Source organism: Acinetobacter sp. YH12200, from assembly GCF_013418175.1.
GTDB classification, from domain to species: Bacteria; Pseudomonadota; Gammaproteobacteria; order Pseudomonadales; family Moraxellaceae; genus Acinetobacter; species Acinetobacter pseudolwoffii.
This window is the reverse complement of record NZ_VPCO01000002.1, coordinates 62,600-80,811: the sequence shown is the minus strand read 5'-3', so window position 1 is coordinate 80,811 and position 18,212 is coordinate 62,600. Positions and strand designations below refer to the sequence as shown.

18 protein-coding genes are annotated in these 18,212 nt (G+C 45.8%); 2 read left to right on the top strand and 16 right to left on the bottom strand.

Annotated elements, in window-relative coordinates; all coding sequences use genetic code 11:
- Positions 1-52 precede the first annotated feature (52 nt).
- From gph to FTU90_RS01885, 13 genes are all read right to left on the bottom strand, one after another.
- Entirely contained in the window at positions 53-721 is a 669-nt protein-coding gene (gph, locus tag FTU90_RS01945) for a phosphoglycolate phosphatase (protein ID WP_100329455.1), read from the bottom strand.
- Between the two features lie 78 nt (positions 722-799).
- Positions 800-1,459, bottom strand: coding sequence for an FHA domain-containing protein (locus tag FTU90_RS01940; RefSeq protein ID WP_005095259.1), 660 nt, complete (start codon positions 1,457-1,459; stop codon positions 800-802).
- A 62-nt stretch (positions 1,460-1,521) separates the two neighbouring features.
- Positions 1,522-3,774, bottom strand: coding sequence for a type II secretion system secretin GspD (gene gspD, locus FTU90_RS01935; RefSeq protein WP_180071880.1), 2,253 nt, complete (start codon positions 3,772-3,774; stop codon positions 1,522-1,524).
- Between the two features lie 38 nt (positions 3,775-3,812).
- Positions 3,813-4,676, bottom strand: coding sequence for a type II secretion system protein N (locus FTU90_RS01930; RefSeq protein ID WP_074383927.1), 864 nt, complete (start codon positions 4,674-4,676; stop codon positions 3,813-3,815).
- On the bottom strand, positions 4,676-5,419 hold the full coding sequence (gene gspN, locus FTU90_RS01925) for a type II secretion system protein N (RefSeq protein WP_180001408.1): 744 nt from the start codon (positions 5,417-5,419) through the stop codon (positions 4,676-4,678). Before gspN ends, FTU90_RS01930 begins: the two co-directional genes overlap by 1 nt.
- A 181-nt stretch (positions 5,420-5,600) precedes the next feature.
- Complete coding sequence (locus FTU90_RS01920) at positions 5,601-5,927, bottom strand: H-NS family nucleoid-associated regulatory protein (RefSeq protein ID WP_167381258.1); 327 nt, start codon at positions 5,925-5,927, stop codon at positions 5,601-5,603.
- A 142-nt stretch (positions 5,928-6,069) separates the two neighbouring features.
- Positions 6,070-6,498, bottom strand: a complete 429-nt coding sequence (locus tag FTU90_RS01915; protein WP_180071879.1) for a thioesterase family protein — start codon at positions 6,496-6,498, stop codon at positions 6,070-6,072.
- Positions 6,499-6,506: 8 nt separating this feature from the next.
- Positions 6,507-7,700 carry a heme biosynthesis protein HemY gene (locus FTU90_RS01910; protein ID WP_180071878.1) on the bottom strand — a complete coding sequence of 398 codons (1,194 nt, stop codon included), beginning with the start codon at positions 7,698-7,700 and terminating at the stop codon, positions 6,507-6,509.
- A 6-nt stretch (positions 7,701-7,706) separates the two neighbouring features.
- Positions 7,707-8,543 carry a hypothetical protein gene (locus FTU90_RS01905; protein WP_180039589.1) on the bottom strand — a complete coding sequence of 279 codons (837 nt, stop codon included), beginning with the start codon at positions 8,541-8,543 and terminating at the stop codon, positions 7,707-7,709.
- On the bottom strand, positions 8,540-9,319 hold the full coding sequence (locus tag FTU90_RS01900; RefSeq protein ID WP_180071877.1) for a uroporphyrinogen-III synthase: 780 nt from the start codon (positions 9,317-9,319) through the stop codon (positions 8,540-8,542). Before FTU90_RS01900 ends, FTU90_RS01905 begins: the two co-directional genes overlap by 4 nt.
- Positions 9,319-10,242: a hydroxymethylbilane synthase gene (gene hemC / locus FTU90_RS01895; protein WP_100354892.1), complete on the bottom strand. Its 924-nt coding sequence runs from the start codon at positions 10,240-10,242 to the stop codon at positions 9,319-9,321. The genes FTU90_RS01900 and hemC overlap by 1 nt, the downstream gene beginning before the upstream one ends.
- Positions 10,243-10,349: 107 nt before the next feature.
- Positions 10,350-11,090 carry a LytTR family DNA-binding domain-containing protein gene (locus FTU90_RS01890; protein ID WP_005095238.1) on the bottom strand — a complete coding sequence of 247 codons (741 nt, stop codon included), beginning with the start codon at positions 11,088-11,090 and terminating at the stop codon, positions 10,350-10,352.
- A 69-nt stretch (positions 11,091-11,159) separates the two neighbouring features.
- Positions 11,160-12,314, bottom strand: coding sequence for a sensor histidine kinase (locus tag FTU90_RS01885; RefSeq protein ID WP_074383921.1), 1,155 nt, complete (start codon positions 12,312-12,314; stop codon positions 11,160-11,162).
- On the opposite strand from FTU90_RS01885, the gene argH reads away from it, so the two are divergent.
- Together argH and FTU90_RS01875 are read left to right on the top strand one after the other, a co-directional pair.
- Complete coding sequence (gene argH, locus FTU90_RS01880) at positions 12,305-13,735, top strand: argininosuccinate lyase (RefSeq protein ID WP_171294103.1); 1,431 nt, start codon at positions 12,305-12,307, stop codon at positions 13,733-13,735. The two genes, FTU90_RS01885 and argH, sit on opposite strands and share 10 nt — an antisense overlap.
- Positions 13,736-13,764: 29 nt before the next feature.
- A complete protein-coding gene (locus FTU90_RS01875) occupies positions 13,765-14,037 on the top strand; it encodes an oxidative damage protection protein (RefSeq protein ID WP_180038640.1) in 273 nt (90 codons plus the stop codon).
- Between the two features lie 721 nt (positions 14,038-14,758).
- Here FTU90_RS01875 and pgsA read toward each other — a convergent pair.
- From pgsA to uvrC, 3 genes are all read right to left on the bottom strand, one after another.
- Complete coding sequence (gene pgsA, locus FTU90_RS01870) at positions 14,759-15,346, bottom strand: CDP-diacylglycerol--glycerol-3-phosphate 3-phosphatidyltransferase (RefSeq protein ID WP_180071876.1); 588 nt, start codon at positions 15,344-15,346, stop codon at positions 14,759-14,761.
- Between the two features lie 107 nt (positions 15,347-15,453).
- Positions 15,454-16,248: a thioesterase family protein gene (locus FTU90_RS01865; protein ID WP_180071875.1), complete on the bottom strand. Its 795-nt coding sequence runs from the start codon at positions 16,246-16,248 to the stop codon at positions 15,454-15,456.
- 115 nt (positions 16,249-16,363) lie between these two features.
- Positions 16,364-18,163 carry an excinuclease ABC subunit UvrC gene (gene uvrC / locus FTU90_RS01860; protein WP_180071874.1) on the bottom strand — a complete coding sequence of 600 codons (1,800 nt, stop codon included), beginning with the start codon at positions 18,161-18,163 and terminating at the stop codon, positions 16,364-16,366.
- Between the last annotated feature and the right edge of the window lie 49 nt (positions 18,164-18,212).

Here is an 18,212-nt window from a genome sequence, read left to right as displayed (position 1 = left end):
GACGCCATCGAAAAACCTGATCACTATTCATTTTATTTTCCTAACACCCTAATTAAGCAAGCAATTCACGTAGATCATCTACAATTTCTTGAGGATGACAGTCTGCTATATTTTCACCGTGATTATAGCCGTAGCTCACCACAATACAATCAATCCCGGCGCGACGTGCAGCCTCCACATCATTGGAAGAATCCCCGATCAGTAATACCTGTTCTTTCGTTACACCATACTGTTCGACACAGTGCAATAATTGACGCGGATGCGGTTTACGTTCGCTAAAACGGTCGCCACCAATGGTCTCGGCAAAATAATGTGCCATATCCAATGTCTCTAAAATAGCACAAGCAGGAAGCTCCGGCTTATTGGTGACGCAGATCAGGGTTTTGCCCTGCGCTTTGGCCCAGTCGAGAAACTTCAGAATCCCGGGAAATGGAACGGTGTCGACACAAGGATCGACATTATAAATATCCAGAAAAGTATTCAGCAGCTCCTGATGCTGTGCGGGTGTAACTTCACCGACCAGATGTAGCAATACACTTTCACAAAATATCGAGGTGCCCTTGCCCACCCAGGTACGAACCTGCTCTTCCGTGACCAAAGGCAATTGCAACACATTCAGGCTCATATTCATGGCACGATACAGGTCATGCGCCGAATCAACCAAAGTACCATCCAGATCAAACAAGATCAGTTCACGCTGTTCTAATTGTGCAATAGACATCCCGACCCTCTTTTATATTATTCGCAGCCACAAAAAAGGCATGCGCTGTGCATGCCTTGATTGTAACCAATCATCGGCTTATTTGAACATTACCCAAGCCATAATTGCCAAAATAATCAATACAATCACTGAAATCAAACCAACAGACACATTTTTCTGGGTTTCTTTTTCCTGCTCTACCCGTGACACAGGCTGCTCAACCGGCATTGGCGTAGGTTCTGGTTTCACTGCAGCAAGATCGACGCCTTCAGGAATCGGCGCTGGTTTTGGAATCCCGACATGGGTTGGCATGCCATCTCGGGTCAGCTGGACTGAGGCATCTCGCTGTGTCAGTTCCGGTATACCCTGCTCATTCATTTGTTGTGCTGGCGTTGGTTCAGTCACTTCAACCTGTGCCACGACTTTTTCTGCCGTGGCTTCTATTTCTGCTGGAACTTCTACCGCAGCCACAGGCGCCAACACGGAAAATTTCAGGCTGGCAAACTGAACGATATCATCCTGTTTTAATAAGGTTTCCTGTGCAATCTGCACATCATTGACGAAAGTGCCATTCGATGATCCTAAGTCCTGTACCCAGAGCGCATCATCTTTGAGCAAGAAAGCAGCATGTTTGCGCGAGATCTCTGCGGCCTGCAACACAATGTCTGCGGCCTGATGACGTCCCACCAGCATATCACGGTCAATGCTAATCTCTTGCCCTGTCAAGTCACCTGTAATCGCGTGTATTTTCCAAGTCATGAATTTACTTCTCTTTTCTCTTTGACATTATCATAACATGCTGTTTGTTCATGCTACATCACTTAGCTTTTCGGTCTAAGTGTTGTGGTGGTCACGGTATTTTTACGCTTTTCGACGTGTTGTCCGGGTTGTGACTGCAACACAGGCTCAATCGCGACAGGCGTGACTACCACAGCAGCTGGCTGAGTCGGCACTGGAGCCGTCGGCACAGTTTGATAAGACGAATTTTGTAAAGGTGTTTTCGAAACCGGAATACGCTGTTGATAGACATCACCGACCTGTTCAGGCAGCTTGGCAAAATTACCATCAGCATCCAGGGCCAGTTGCAGACTATACAGTTGGCTATAACGTTGCTGGGTCAGTTTACTGACTTCATTTTTATCCCCCACAATCGTTGGATGGATGAAGATCAGCAGATTACGTTTCTGATTAGATTTACCTTCAGAACGGAATAAACGCCCAAGACCAGGGATTGCGCCCAGACCCGGAACTGCCTGACGGCCATAACTGGTGTTATCCGAAATCAGACCACCCAGCACAATGGTTTGCCCATTTTCGGCCAGAATCGAAGTTTTAATCGCACGCTTGCTGGTCACCAGATCCTGCGCTTGTCCACGATCCCGATTAACAGCCGATACTTCCTGCTCCACTTCCAGACGCACCGTACCATCTTCACCAATATGCGGCACCACTTTTAAAGTGACCCCGACATCTTTACGTTCAATCGTGGTATAGGGATTGGCCACCCCAGCAGCGCCAGTTGAAACCGAGCCTGTCACAAAGGGTACGTTTTCACCGACCACAATATAGGCTTCTTCGTTGTCCATGGTCACAATGGATGGCGTAGACAACAGATTGGACTTGGTGCTTTCTTTTAAGGCTTGAATCAGCGCACCATACAGACGGCGTGAACCATCACTGCCTTCACGATAATCACCAAGCACCAACGAAGTCCCAGCTCCCACGGTACTTGCAGCACCTGCACCACCGCCGGTGAGATAACCGGCTGCCACATTTTTTAGGCTGGTACCAAAATTATCAAAGTTAATCAGCCCGATACCGCTACTGATATCTCCCAAGGCCCATTGCACCCCAAGCTGATCGGCATCTGTACCTTCTACTTCGATAATGGCAGCTTCAATCAGTACCTGTTGACGGCGAATATCCAGCTGATTAATTGCTGATTCGATTTCCCGCATCAATTGTGGATCGGCCTTAACCACCAAAGAGTTTTGCGTGGCATCGGCAATAATACTCACCCCGTTTGCGCTAAAGCTGCTAATTCCACCCTGCTCGGCGTTCATGCCGGTATTCAACTGAATAGCGGAGGAAGTATTATTTCCGCTGGTGTTGCTACTGTTGTTATTGCTTAAACTGTTATTCGAACTCAGGGAAGATGAACCCGAAGACGTACCAGTGGAATTTGAACTACTGTTCACCGCCTGCCCTGTCACCAGTCCCTGCAAGATCTCTGCCAGATTCTTGGCACTGGCATATTTCAAACGAAAGACTTTCAAGCCGCCCAGACGGTCTGCCGCCGGCACATCCAAAGTTTCAATCATTTGACGCAGCCGCTTACGCGTTGTCGGATCACCTTTAATGATAATCCGGTTGGTGCGGGTATCTGCGATGACACGTACCCGCGAACCACGCACATCTTTGGCTGCACCCGTGGCTGTCATGGACTCGATCAGCTCGATCATTTCCTCGGCCTGACTCGATTGCAGACTGACCGCTTCCATATCATTTTGACCGGTGCCATCCAGATTACGAATGATGGTTTCCAGCTGATAAATATTATTGGCCCGATCCGACACGATCAGCGCATTGGTGCCCGGCACTGCTGCCAGATGGGCAAATTGCGGCATCAAAGGGCGCAGTGCTGGAATCAGATCATTCGGATTGGTATTTTCCAGCCACAATACCCGAGTCACGATCTGGTCACCACTGGCACGGCTTCTGGCATCATAGGGAATGCCCGAGCTTTTGACATTGCTGTCCGGTACTAGCTTGATGGTATTGCCTGAAGGAATCGCCACCACACCATTGACATTGAGCACACCTAAAAACAGGTCATAGACTTCATTTTTATTCAGTGCTTTATTGGAAATAACGGTAACATTACCACGCACTCGCGGATCGACTGCGAAGTTCTTGCCGGTAATGTCAGCCACTTCATTAATGAATGCGGTGAGGTCAGCATCCCGCAGGTTGATTTTCCAGGTTTGCGCATAACCCGCCGTACTGATCATTGCTACGAGCGGGGCGGCCACACAGCATGCCCATGCTGATCGATTATTATTAAATAAAGCCATAAACTTTTGTGTTTCCTAACCCTATGCGTGATGACACATCACTTCAAATCTTGTTGTATGGTCATCGTCTGATCACCACGTTTTATTTCGAGTTTGACCTGACCTTCACGTCGAGCCTGTTCCAGTAATTGCGCCTCGGTTTGCCCCTGCGATAGCGTCTGACCGTTTAAAGATAAAATCCGGTCTCCCGGTCTTAAACCGAGTCGATTACGCAGTGCAGCTGGTGTCCGGGAAGTGATTTCAAAGCCTCCATCCGACGCACTGACCCCCATATTCTGTAAATACTGATCCTTGTTTTCCTGCATCTGCTGGATTGCCCGACCGATTTCATTTTGCGCTGAAGGCAGATTTTGTGCTTCAGCTGCGCTATTCATAATCGAAGATGGAGCAGACATCGTATTAGATGCTGGGGTTGCCGGCACGATCGGCTGATTCAAGCCATTTTCCAGACCCTTGAATAACACTTCATGAGTGGCACCGGTTGCTCTGCGCAGAATGACCCGATCCCAATAGACCTCGGCCAGCTCAAAACCACTACTGCCCAGCATTTCTCCAACGCGATAACGATCCACCTGATCATTGACTTTCAGCACCGCAGAAGAGTTATAGCTTGGACTGGCAACCACCACGCCTTGCAAAAGAATATTGGCAGCTTCTGCTCCTGCCGCTGTTTGTCCACTTTCCTGAAACAGCGAAAATGCACTGATATTGGGGATTTGCGCCTGTTGTGAACCCAGTTCCACCCGATCCAGCTGCATAGCTTGAGGTGGTGCAATCAGCAACCAGAACATGGCCGCCAGTTTCCAGCATAAATATAGAATCAACAACAGCAACACGACAGGCGCAACACGATTGGCCTGTTTCAGATCGATATTTTTTAGATCGCCAAGAGAAATGGCCATTAGTTCAAGCCTCCCATTAGGGGTTGGCGGGTACTAATCACATAAGTATCCAGGCCAGCTTTACCTTCATAGGAGGGTGCATTCATTAAAAAGCGCTGGGTAAGCTGAATATCGAGCATCAGACTGGGATCAAGCTTTATATTCAGCATACGTTGCTCTCGGTTATCCCGAACGTCGAGTAAGAGCTGTCCGCTCTCATCTGCCAGTTGTCCGGTCATGGCCGGTACATTCATACGTTCCTGACGCTGGGCAAAGCTATAAATCAGCTCACCACCCGCCCATTGCATTTGCCCGGTCACCTGACTGAAGCCTTGTTCCTGTTTATATTTAAAATCCAGCTCTTTAAACTGAATAGCAGTCGCTGGCCATTGCCAGTCTGCCACTTTTTTTAAGGTTTCCGGCGCGAGCTGACCCTCAAGATTTTTGACGATCAAGGCTTTATTCAGCCCATAGCCCATGATCCCTGAAAGCTGAGTATTGCCGCTATGCAATTCAACATCTGCCCCAACTCGCAGCAACAGCAAGTCCAATGGCCGTACTTTCCAGTTCAGGCTGCCCCGCAAATTACCTTTTTTCCAGTCAGCACTGCCCTGCCAGATATTCCCGTTTACATTGTGCAAGGCCTGATTATTTTTATAAAATTTTGAAATCAACCAGGCAGCTGGCACTTGCAGGATCACAAAGATAAAAAACGCCACAAGCGCAAGGATGAACCATTTTAAAGTTTTAGGTTTATTGCTCATCCCACCACGACCAATATCTCAAGTCTAAATCCCCATTTATAATGTTTTCCTTATACAGACACATTATGCACACTTTTTTCCCAACGCCAATTCATAGATATAAAAAAACCAAGCAATCATGCTTGGTTCAGCAATCTTAGACTGTCTGTATGACAGCCTAATGACGAGATCAAATCGAGGCTTAGATCAAGAAATCTTCAAGCTTGGCACCTTTGTCCAGCTCTGCCACCAACCAGCGCGGCTGCTTGCCACGACCCGTCCAGGTATCATCTGGGTTGCTTTTGCTACGATAACGTGGCTCCACTGATTTACGTGATGATTTCTTGCGTTTAGACGCGCCAAATTCAAGTAACTGTTCAACCGTCATACCTACTTTGTCAGCAACGGCCAAGATTTGCTGATAAGCATCTTCGATCTCTTGGTCTTTTTTTGAAGCAATCAGTGATTCTGCTTCGGCTTGTAAACGCTTTAACTCTTCTACTGATAAATGAGTAATATCTGGCATAATGCTCTCCGATTAAATAATATTATTTGTTTTGTTAAATAATACCCCATCATATTTATATTAAATAAAACATTCAATATAAATATTTAAATCAATAACAATAAAGTTTAGAAATAATGACAAAATTAAATAATCAATTCATTTTTTAGATTTCATGTCCGGCTGTTAATTCAAGTGCTTCGATTTTCTTTCGGATATATTCTGGAATTTGAGTTTTCTGCAGGGTTTTTTGATCAATACAAACAATAACCGCTTCAGAAGTTGCCACTATACTTTGCTGTTTTTCACTCCATAATAAATAATGCATGCGGAATGCACTATTTCGAATCTCTTCAATACGTGCTGCAATTTTTAAATGATCTGGAAAAACCACCGGTTTTAAATAACGGCACTGATTTGAAGAGACCACCGTAGAGACCGATTCATTCAGTAAATCCAATGCATTCAGATAAGCCAGACGTGCATTTTCTATATAACGATAATACATGGCATTATTCACATGACCCAATGCATCCATGTCTCCCCATGCCACGCTCTGTGCATAAACCACTGGATATTTTTGTAATTCTGACATGATGATTCTCAAATTTTAATTTCGATAAAGTTTACATTGGATTCAAATACTGCATTTAACTGCTGGAGCAAGTCTTCACGGTCTTGTAAGGCCGCTTTAATTCTCAAATAACTCATACGAATATCATCAGGATATAAGTCAAGCAAATGCTGGGCTTCCTCTGTATAACCGGTGGCCTGTAACACATGCCATTTTGCAAAACTCAAAATCGGTAATGCCGGATACTTGGTTTCCCAATGCGAAATCTGCTGTGCAATATGATCATAATCCGGGTTCTGCCGTAACAATTGCTGTTGAAACCACAAATAAAATACATCCTGATTAAATTGTTGCTCTAATAAATGAATTGCCATTGTTTCATGTTCGGCACTCATTTCAGGTATTCTGAATAATAATTTCAACCATAATAACTTGACTGTATAGTCACGATCAAATACTTGCTTTTTTAAATCTAAATAACGCTGTTGTAAATAAATTAAATCATCTTGTGTGGCTTGATCATAGGCCAATAATAATTGTTCAAGCCATATTTTTTTTACTTCTTGTTCTAAATGTCCATATTTAGTCGAGCGTAAATATAACCAGGGAAACTGTATGGCAAATACGCCCCATAATGTGGTGAGTCGCTGTTCATAGGCTAGTTTCACCTGTATTAACCATGGTGATAATTCATGCTGATTTAAAAATTCTAAATGAGTCAGTGCTTGCTCACCGTGCTGTTGCGATAAATAAATTTCAATTCGCTGCAATTCTGCCAACTCAAATGCCATCGGGTTAGACTGATTTAAAGCAGTCAAGGCATCTGTATATTGCTGTTGCCCCCAAGATAATCGTGCATCAATAATATGTTTGAGTAAGCCCGACTTGCTAAAAGACTGCTGAATAAAATCCCGTTGATCCTGAGCTGCATTTAATAACCAGATTACAGCCAGTTGTTCATAAGGATGTAAATGGGCAAAACTAAATACGGTTTCATTTTTACGCTGTTCACGGCTGCGATACTGTTTGATCGCGTACCAGAGGCAATGGATCAAAAAACTGAACGTGACCAGTGAGGCCGCCAAAAACCACAATGTGGTTTGTAACTGCCACTCACGCCAATATAAATAGACATAGCCGGCCCCATGCCCATAACTCAGGATGCTCAGCCCCGCTATACCCAGTAGGCAGATAAATAAATAGGCCAGCAAAATCTGTTTCATAAGCAATTAGCCAACTAAGGTGCGTGTATTTAATAAAGGCGTTGGAGTGACCGGTGTGGCCTTGATTTGATGCAACTGCTGAATCCAGTACTGACTACGTGCATCCGGTAATTGCTCCAAGACATCAATCACCGCATTCAACGCTTGCTGAAAGGCGACAGATTGATCTTGCTGCAACGTATTTTGTGCAATGAGCAAGCGCAACTGAGCTTCTTTCAATACCAGATGCCGTTGCATTAATACGGTACTCGGCTGCTCTGCAGCTTCGATCTGAATCCAGCGCTGCCAGAAAGAGCGTTGAGTTTCCAAACTTTGAAGATGCGGAGCCTGAATTTCTTTTTCAATTTCAGCATCCATCTGCATCAATACTTCTTTTAATTTATTTTGCTGCACCAAGCGACTATTGACGAATTTTTTCAGCATGTCCTGATCTTTCGCAATCACTTGCTGCAGACTACTGACCAAGGCGGGCGCCAAGACATACTCATCCAACTCATTCTGCAGGTGGTTTAGTTTTTCAATGGCGGTGGCATATTGTTGCTGTTGCAGGGCAAATTCAATCAGATCCAGCTGCTGTTGTACGAGAGCAATATCATTCTGCGTGTCAGCAGTTAGCACTGCAGCTGCTGCCTGAGCTGAGGGAGTGCCTGCATTTTGCTGCTGGGCGGTAAACTGGCGTTTTAATGCCACAAACTGATCATTGAGATTGGCATTTTGCTGCTGCAACTGTTTAACACCTTGATGAAGTCCAGTCTGCGCTGCATTGAGAACATAAAGGTCATAGCTGAGTTTGATGAGCCACACCACACTCAAAATGAAAAATACAATAAATAGTTTCTTCATGCGTTCCCTAGTATCAGCCTCATTTTTTGCAAGATCGTATTCGTCTCTAAATCATCAATTTGCACAAATTCAAACCCTGCCTGATGCTGCTGTTGATATTCCCCAAGAAGAGTGGCCAAACGCGGCCCCAAAACCAAATAACGGGCCTGATGCATTAAATCCGAATTATTCTGCATTAATGTCAGCCAGTTTAACCAGCTTGCTTCACTGCTGATTAGCACGGCAAAGCGCTGCTGCGTCTCAAGCAATGCCAGGTTTTCTGCCAAAATTATTGCTGTGCTTGCGGGGCATTGCCGCCGATATAAAATAAAATTCAAAATTTTGATATTATTTGCGCGCAGATGATCCATCATAAATTGACGACCACCTTCTCCGCGCCAGAAGGCCACAGCTGAGCCAGCAGGCAGTTGCCTTAACACGGGTAATTGCAACATGCCTTCCGAAGTTTCAAGTTCAGGCACATGACTTTGAATACCATAACCAGCCAGCGCCTGCTCAGTGGCTTTACCCACCGCCACCCATTGCACATCTGCCAAGCGCGATAAGATAATTTCCGCCTGCTGCAAATATTGCATGCCAATCTGGGCGGCAGTCGGACTGACCACCACAATGATTTTGGCCTGATCCAGCTGGCGATACAAGCGTAACAGCTCGTCGGAATAAGGCTGTGCATGCAATTCCAGCAAAGGCAATTCTAGTACAGAAATCTGCGCTGCCTGTAACTGCTGAGTCAAACTCGCAGCACGCTCACTCGGACGGGTATTAATCAGTAACATCAGTTTGAATAAAGTGCTTTCAGCAACTCGCCTGCACCTTGATCGAGTAAATTTTTGGCCAATTCCACCCCTAACTGTTCAGCTTCTGCAATTTTTCCAGTGTGCTGTGCACGCAGCAAAACCGTTCCATCAACACTGCCAACGCGACCTTCGATTGAAATCGCATCATTCTGGAGCGTGGCATAGCCGGCAATCGGCACCTGACATCCGCCTTCCAGATAGGCATTAAAGGCACGCTCAGCACGCACGCAGGCATCCGTTTCTGCATGTAATAATGGCTGAATCAAGTCTAGTACCGCCTGATCATGGGTACGGCATTCCAGCCCCAGTGCACCTTGACCTACGGCCGGTAGACTGATTTCAGGAGTCAGAGTATGACGAATACGTTCTGCCAGACCTAAACGTTTCAAACCGGCACTGGCCAGAATAATCGCATCATACTGACCGGCATCCAGCTTGGACAAACGTGTACCGACATTACCGCGCAAATCAATGATTTCGAGATCAGGACGCTGTTTTAAAATCTGGGTTTTACGGCGCAAACTGGAAGTGCCCACTTTGGCGCCCTGTGGCAATTCATCAAAGCTGGCATAGGTATTCGAGACAAAGGCATCCAGTGGATCTTCACGCTCACAGATCACCGCAAGGCTCAGCCCTTCCGGCAATGCCATCGGTACATCCTTCATGGAATGTACGGCCAGATCGGCACGGCCATCGAGTAAAGCAGCTTCTAATTCTTTTACAAATAGACCTTTACCACCAATTTTGGCCAGCGGCGTATCTAGGATTTTATCGCCCTGTGTAACAAAAGTGACTAACTCGACCTGCAAACCAGCGTGCAAATCTTGTAGGCGCGCACGGATATGTTCCGCTTGCCAAAGCGCAAGTGGACTTTGTCGAGTTGCAATTTTTAGGGTCTTCATAAATTTCAATAACAGTAAATGAGAACAATAGTCTAAACTTAACCTGCTCACTTTAAAATGCAAGTGAATTTATACAAGTTTCAACTGAATGCTCTCATTGATTCCTGCTATAGCTTTTGAATCCGATCCCTTAAAAATGGCAAATGTCGCCGACTGACCGCTAAACGGTCGTCCAGCTCACGACAACGCACCTGATACTGACCTGAACTGACCACTTCCAGACCATCCAGATAATTCACCGAGATCAAGGCATTACGATGAATCCGGATAAACTGGTTCCCAAACTCCTGCTCTAGCTCCTTTAAGGTTTCATCAATCAGTACACTGCCGTTTTTATGACGTACAGTGACATATTTCTGATCCGCCAGAAAATAATAGATATTTTCAACTGGCACCAATTCGACACCACGATAGGTCTTTGCCGCAATCTGCTGGCGGCTGATATTGATTTCGTCCATATTTTCTTTTTGTTTTAGTTGGCTCATCTGAGCTTGGGTAAGTTTAGTTAAGTGCTCCAAAACCTGTGCCAATTCCTGTTGCATCACGGGTTTAAGCAAGTAGCCTTCGGCATTTGATTTAAATGCATCCAGCGCATGTTGGTCATAGGCCGTACAAAAGATAATTGCCGGCATCGGGTCCAGCTGACGCAAATACTGCGCACAAGCAAGGCCATTCATTTCAGGCATTTGAATATCTAATAGTATGACATCGGGTTCGTATTGGTGAGCCAGATCAATCGCTTGACGACCATGACTTGCAGTCGCCACCACATCATGCCCCAGCTGAGAGACTAAACGTGATAATCGCTCGACAGCCAAAGGCTCATCATCACAAATCAGGATGTCCATTGCTCCTCCTTACCCAGTTAACATGATCAAATACATGATAAAGCTAACTGCGATTTCTTTGATTTATTTTTATTTATATTGATATCGCACTACCGTCGTAAACATCCCTTCGCCGGCAAAGGTTTGAAAGGTCATACTGGGTCCGTAATAAGCTTGCAGACGCTGTCTGACATTTTCTATTGCAATACCATGCCCCTTTTTTAAAGTTTTATTATCCTGCGTATAAGGGTTAGTAATGATGATATTAATTTGATTTTGCAATATTTCAACCAATATGCTTATCGTACTCTTTGTGAGAATTTTTTCAACTCCATGGAAAATACTATTTTCTAACAAGGGTTGTAAAGTTAATAATGGGATTTGTACTTGTGAGTATAAGTCTTTGTTTTCTAACTTCCATTCGATTTGCAGGCGTTCACCCAAACGGATCTGCTCAATCTCCAGATAGCGCTGGCACAGATCAATTTCCTCTTGCAGACTGACCAGTTTCAATTCCTGAAAACTGGCACGAAATAAGCGGGACAGATTCAGCAGCATCTGTTCGGCTTTATCTGGATCGATGCTGATCAGGCTAATCACACTGTTCATACTATTGAACAGAAAATGCGGTTGAATCCGCGCTTGCATGGCCTGAATCCGGGCATTCAGTTCACTATGCTGTTGCTGTTCCCATTGTTCACGCAAATACAGGTAGCGAAAACAAAACATACCGAGCAAAACACCCAAACTGAGATGTAACCCAACCTGATCCAGGGCAATTGCCAGGTTTAAGCCCTGAAAATTAAAATTCATTCCAAAATGTATCACAACATTCAGACTGATGGTGGTCAGCACCACAATGGCCTGTAGTAGCAAAAAACCGGAAATGAGCGCCAGCTTAATCCCCATATGCTGAAAGGCCTGATGGAATAATTCCACCAGTGCTGCAAAACATAACAGTACCCAGTTGATATACAGCATATATTGCAGCAGATGCATCGCATTTAAAGCTTGCCACGACTGTGCTTCTGCGAGCGCTAGAATCATGGCCAGAATATTGCCGCCGACAAACAGTTCCAGCAAATAGCGAAGATTGCCAATCTGGCTAAAAAAATAGGAACTTTGTGTTTGCCCATTTATCGATGCGAAAGATTGAGCAGATGTGACTTCGGCAATAGGCTTTGAATTTGTTATACTCTTTTTCGTTCTACTGCTTTTAATCTGATTGAGCCGACATGACCACATCTTCTAATTCCTCTAATCCATCACAAGCCCAGACTTCGGGTATGTGGGGTGGTCGTTTCTCTGAAGCGACTGATGCTTTTGTTGCTGAATTTACAGCATCTGTTCAATTTGACCAACGTTTTTATAAACAGGATATTGCAGGCTCGATTGCCCATGCAACCATGCTGGCCAAAGTAGGCGTACTGACGGCACAGGAACGCGATGACATCATCGAAGGTCTGACTGCCATTCAAGCCGATATTGAAGCAGGTAAGTTCGAATGGCGCATTGACCTAGAAGATGTGCACATGAACATTGAGTCGCGCCTGACTCAGCGTATTGGCATCACAGGCAAGAAATTACACACTGGCCGTAGCCGTAATGACCAGGTCGCAACTGACATTCGTCTTTATGTACGTGATGAAATTGATGCGATTTTAAAATTACTCGAAAAATTACAAAAAGGTATTTTAAGCCTGGCGGCTAAAAACACCGATACCATCATGCCGGGCTTCACCCATTTACAAACCGCTCAGCCGGTGACTTTTGGTCACCACTTAATGGCCTGGTTTGAAATGCTGGTACGCGACTCTGAGCGTCTGATTGATTGCCGTAAACGTGTCAACCGTATGCCACTGGGTTCTGCTGCACTTGCAGGAACCACCTATCCGATCGAGCGTGCTTACACCGCTGAGCTGTTAGGTTTTGAAGCCGTTGCTGAAAACTCTTTAGACGCAGTATCGGATCGTGACTTTGCAATTGAATTTAATGCTGCTGCCTCGTTAATTATGATGCACTTGTCTCGTATGTCTGAAGAACTGATTCTATGGACTTCAGCGCAGTTCAAATTCGTGAATATTCCGGATCGTTTCTGTACGGGCTCTTCAATCATGCCACAGAAGAAAAACCCGGATGTGCCTGAACTGGTACGTGGTAAAACCGGCCGTGTCTATGGCGACCTGATGAGTCTGCTGACCCTGATGAAAGGCCAGCCGCTGGCGTACAACAAAGACAATCAGGAAGACAAAGAACCCTTGTTTGATGCGATCGATACGGTACGTGGTTCATTGATGGCATTTGCCGACATGATTCCTGCACTGGTTCCAAACATTGCTGAAATGCGCGAAGCAGCGCTACGTGGTTTCTCTACTGCGACTGATCTGGCAGATTACTTGGTGAAAAATGGCGTTGCATTCCGTGATGCGCACGAAATTGTCGGCAAAGCTGTAGCACTGGGTGTTGCAGAGTCGAAAGATTTGTCTGAGCTGACACTTGAACAACTTCAACAGTTCTCTGACCTGATTCAGGCCGATGTATTTGAAAAAGCGTTAACACTTGAAGCATCTGTGAATGCACGTAACCATATTGGTGGAACTGCACCTGCGCAAGTCGAAGCTGCTATTGCCCGTGCTTATACTCGCTTAGAAAATCTTTACGCTTAACTTTTTTAGCTTAAATTCGGAGTATTGATATGTCTCGACAAGTATTTTGCCGTAAGTATCAGGCTGACATGGAAGGCCTAGACTTTGCTCCATTTCCGGGTCCAAAAGGTCAGGAACTGTTTGACACCGTGTCTAAACAGGCTTGGCAGGAATGGTTAAAACACCAGACGACGCTGATTAATGAAAAGCGTTTAAACGTGTTTGAAGCAGATGCGAAAAAGTTCCTTGAAGAACAACGTGAGAAGTTCTTGAACAATGATGAAACATTGGAAAAAGCCGAAGGGCTGAAGCCTGAGGCGTGATTAAGCGGAGCACTGCTCCACCACGCCGCAAGACAAGCGCTGAAAAGCGCGCGTAGGCTTGAATCAAAAAGAATCCCCAATAATGGGGATTTTTTTATATGCTGCTCTAAAAATTACGCAAGACAAACACCGAAGGTGTGCATAGGTTTTAATATGAAAAGCTTCTAAATGGGGCTTTTCTTTTATAAATAGCACTGCTCTGCCCTTGCGCAAGACGAGAAGCTATGCTTCGAGTGGGAAAAAGAAAGCGCTGCTTTAAGTTTTACGTAAGACAAGCAGCTATGCTGCGCGTAGGCTTTAATCTAAAAGAATCCCCAACTATGGGGATTTTTTTATATGCTGCTCTAAAAATTACGCAAGACAAGCGAAGTGGACTGTTCCCACTATCCGATTTCACTTATCTCGTCAGCTTATTTTCAGCCTAAAACTGCTCAGCTTTGTATCAAAATACTGAATTGTAAAAGTAATATACAGAGTAATCACAAAACACAACATTCTGCTACAAGAAGCCACATGATTTAAAAATCTGTCTCTCTATAATAGGCTCTAAGAAGATGAGATATCTTTGAATAACTATAACAACAAGCAACAAATACCCCGATTTCATCCCAGTCCTTCCCCCAAAGGCTGGGTATTTTTTTGTCTGTGATTTACTGAATCCCTTGATAGTTGAAGCGCATAAAAAAAGCCCCTTTTTTAGGAGCTTATTTTTTCATTTTGATTAAGGCTGTTTCAGATATGGCCAAGCAGCTTTCAGATAAATGAACATCGACCATAAGGTCAGGATCACTGCGGTATAAAGCAAGGCATAAGCCAGCATTTCTAGCGGTGGCCAATTCAACAGGAATACGGTGATAGCGATCATCTGAAACGCTGTTTTGTATTTACCTACCGTTGAAACTGCAACATTGGTTCGCGCACCGAGTTCTGCCATCCATTCACGTAACGCTGACACGGTAATTTCACGCGAAATAATTACAATCGCGGCAAAAGCCATCGACATGGAAGGCTGCCATTGCACCAGTACAATCAGTGCCGCTGCAACCATCAACTTGTCTGCAACCGGATCGAGAAAACGTCCAAAAGCAGAAGTCTGGTTTAATGTTCGTGCCAGATAGCCATCAAACCAGTCCGTCACGGCAGCCACCACAAAAATCGTGGTTAAAATAATATGCCGCGTCATATCGGACTGATCAGCATCAAAGCCCATTGCAGGCGGCCAGTAAGCCACCAATAAAAATACCGGAATAAGAGCGATACGCGCCAAGGTCAAGATATTTGGAATATTCAGGATACGACCTGTAGTCATAGACACCGCCAATTGTTCCCCTCATGTACGATGAAAATGCACACTTTTTTAGAGGTTTGATCCATCATTAATAGGCTTCACTTTATACGAATTGACTGGCAGTGTCACTAGGCAAACACCGTCACTGTTTGTCTTGCCATCGCAATCAGGCGATTTTCGGCATCCCAGAGATAGGCATGCTCCGTGGCATAACCATCCGCAGCATGATCCGTAAATACTTTATATTTAAACCAATCATGCAGTTGATGTTGAACCGGATGCACATAGGTCACCGTCCAGGTCAGACTGCTGGCTGGCGCCATGCGTTTAAACATCGGTAACACCCCGGGTGGCCAGATATCAAAGATAGCCATCAGGTCTGCGACCAGAAACTCACGGTTGCTATGCTTTTCGGGATGAAAACGGCACCAGCCGCCAAAGTCCGGACGGGAACTGGCACTGCAAGGCAGATTGACATCCGCCCAGGCCACTTCAAAATGGTCATAACAGTCTGGCATGCCATAGTCAGCAGGAATCTGAAACAGCTGCTCTGGACTCGCATAGTCGGGGGCTTGAGCTTGTTGCTGCACCTGAATGGAGGAATCACGGGAAATACCAAAGCTGGCAATCAGAATACTTTGCACCGCATCGTCTTGCCATAAACGCACTTCAATGGTGGTCACCGACTTGCCCTGCCGCAGAATTTCAGCAGTCAAGCGCACTTTGGCTTGCTGAATCGGACCAACAAAAGTCACACTGCAACTGAGTAAATGTTGGCTTGGATCATTAATCTGAGTGACTGCCTTATGCATCATCATTGCGGCAGCCAGGCCACCATATAAGGTACGCCCCTGTAGCCATCCTGGTGGAAATTCTACCCATTCCTGTTCGGCAATTTGTGCATAAAGCGCATGCAAAGACATGTTGATCCCTCAGTGATTCTTGATGCCCAGTATATTCGGCAAAATTCGTACTGATGTGAATGCCCTGTGACCCATGCGTCAATGCGCACTTTTGCCCTTGCATTTGAGTCTGGAGTTATTCATGCAACACTTTATAGATCATCCGGGCCATGACGGAACCGAGTCCCGGGACCAGTTGCAGATCTTTTTCCGACGCTTTCAGCACACCCTGAATCCCGCCAAAATGGGTCAGCAAATCCCGACGGCGTTTTGGCCCAAGCCCCGGAATGACTTCGAGAACCGATGAACCGCGTTTTTTATCGCGTTTGGCACGATGCTTGGTAATGGCAAAGCGATGCGCTTCATCGCGCACCTGCTGAATCAGATGCAGTGCTTTATGATCTTCCGGCAACTGAATCTTGTTGCCATCAGTAAAATGCAGGGTTTCCAGCCCCGGTTTACGTCCTTCACCTTTGGACACTCCAACCATAAAGGCATCCAGTCCCAGCTCCTGCATCACTTCCATCGCCATGTGTAACTGCCCCTTGCCGCCATCAATCAGCAACAAGTCCGGCAGCAAGGCTTTTTTATAGCGACGGGTCAGCGCCTGACGCATGGCGGCATAGTCATCGCCCGCCTGAATATCATGAATGGAAAATTGACGATAATCACGTTTGCGTGCACCACCACTGTCAAATACCACACAGGAGGCAACCGTATCCTCGCCCATGGTATGCGAAATATCGAAGCACTCGATCCGGTCTACCGGACGGCCGATCACCTGCTCCAGCTGATGGAAACGGTCATTCAGCTCAAAATGATTGGCCAGCTTGCCCTGAATCGCATGCTGTACATTCATTTGTGCCAGTTCCAGCCATTCCGCGCGGGTTTCTCGTACCTTGGACTTGATCTGGATTTTCTTGTCAAAATGCTGCGACAAGGCAGCTTCCAGTTCCTTGTGATCGGCCACTTCGACATTGACAATCAGCTCGGCCGGAATTTCATCCGCCACCTGAAAATAGAAATTGGCAATAAAATCGGCAAGCATCTGCCCCAGATCATCACTGAGCATATCCGGGAAATAGCTTTTTCCGCCGAGCATTTTACCGTTGCGCACATGCATGATCTGCACACAGGTCACCCCGGCCTGATAAGCAATCGACAGGATATCGGCTTCGCCTTTGAGCTTATAAATCGCCTGCTGTGACTGCACATCTCTTAACAGTGCCATCCGATCGCGATAGAACACGGCTTTTTCAAATTCCAGAGCTTCGGCTGCCGCTTCCATTTTTGCGATCAGTTCCTGATTCAGCTCCTTGGTATCGCCCTGCAAAAAGCGAATCGAGTTATCCACATCTGCTTTGTAGTCTTCCGGAGAGATAAATCCGACACAGGGCGCAGAACAGCGCTTGATCTGGTATTGCAGACAAGGACGGGTTCGGTTGGCAAAAAAGCTGTTTTCACAGGAACGCACATTAAACAATTTTTGCAGCACCACCAAGGTATCCCGGGCGGTATAGGCACTCGGATAAGGCCCAAAAAACTTGCCGACCTGATGCTTGCCCTTGCCGCGCCCACTGGCCAGTCGTGGATAAGGTTTATCTGCGGAAACAAAGATATAGACATAAGATTTATCATCGCGCAGCATAATGTTATACGGCGGATGATGCAGCTTGATCAGGTTCTGTTCCAGCAACAAGGCTTCGGTTTCAGAGCGCACCACCAAGGTCTGAATATCATAAATCCGCGCCACCAAGGCCTGGGTTTTGGGATGATCCAGCGTTTTGACAAAATAGCTGGAGACCCGGTTTTTTAGATTTTTGGCTTTCCCCACATACAACAGTTCGCCGTCTTTGCCATACATCCGGTAGACCCCGGGCAGGCTGGTCATATTGGCCAGAATTTTCTCGATATGAGGACGTGCGTTTTCGTTCACCTAAAGCCTATTTTTTACATGCAATCTGCAGATATATGTGATGATTATT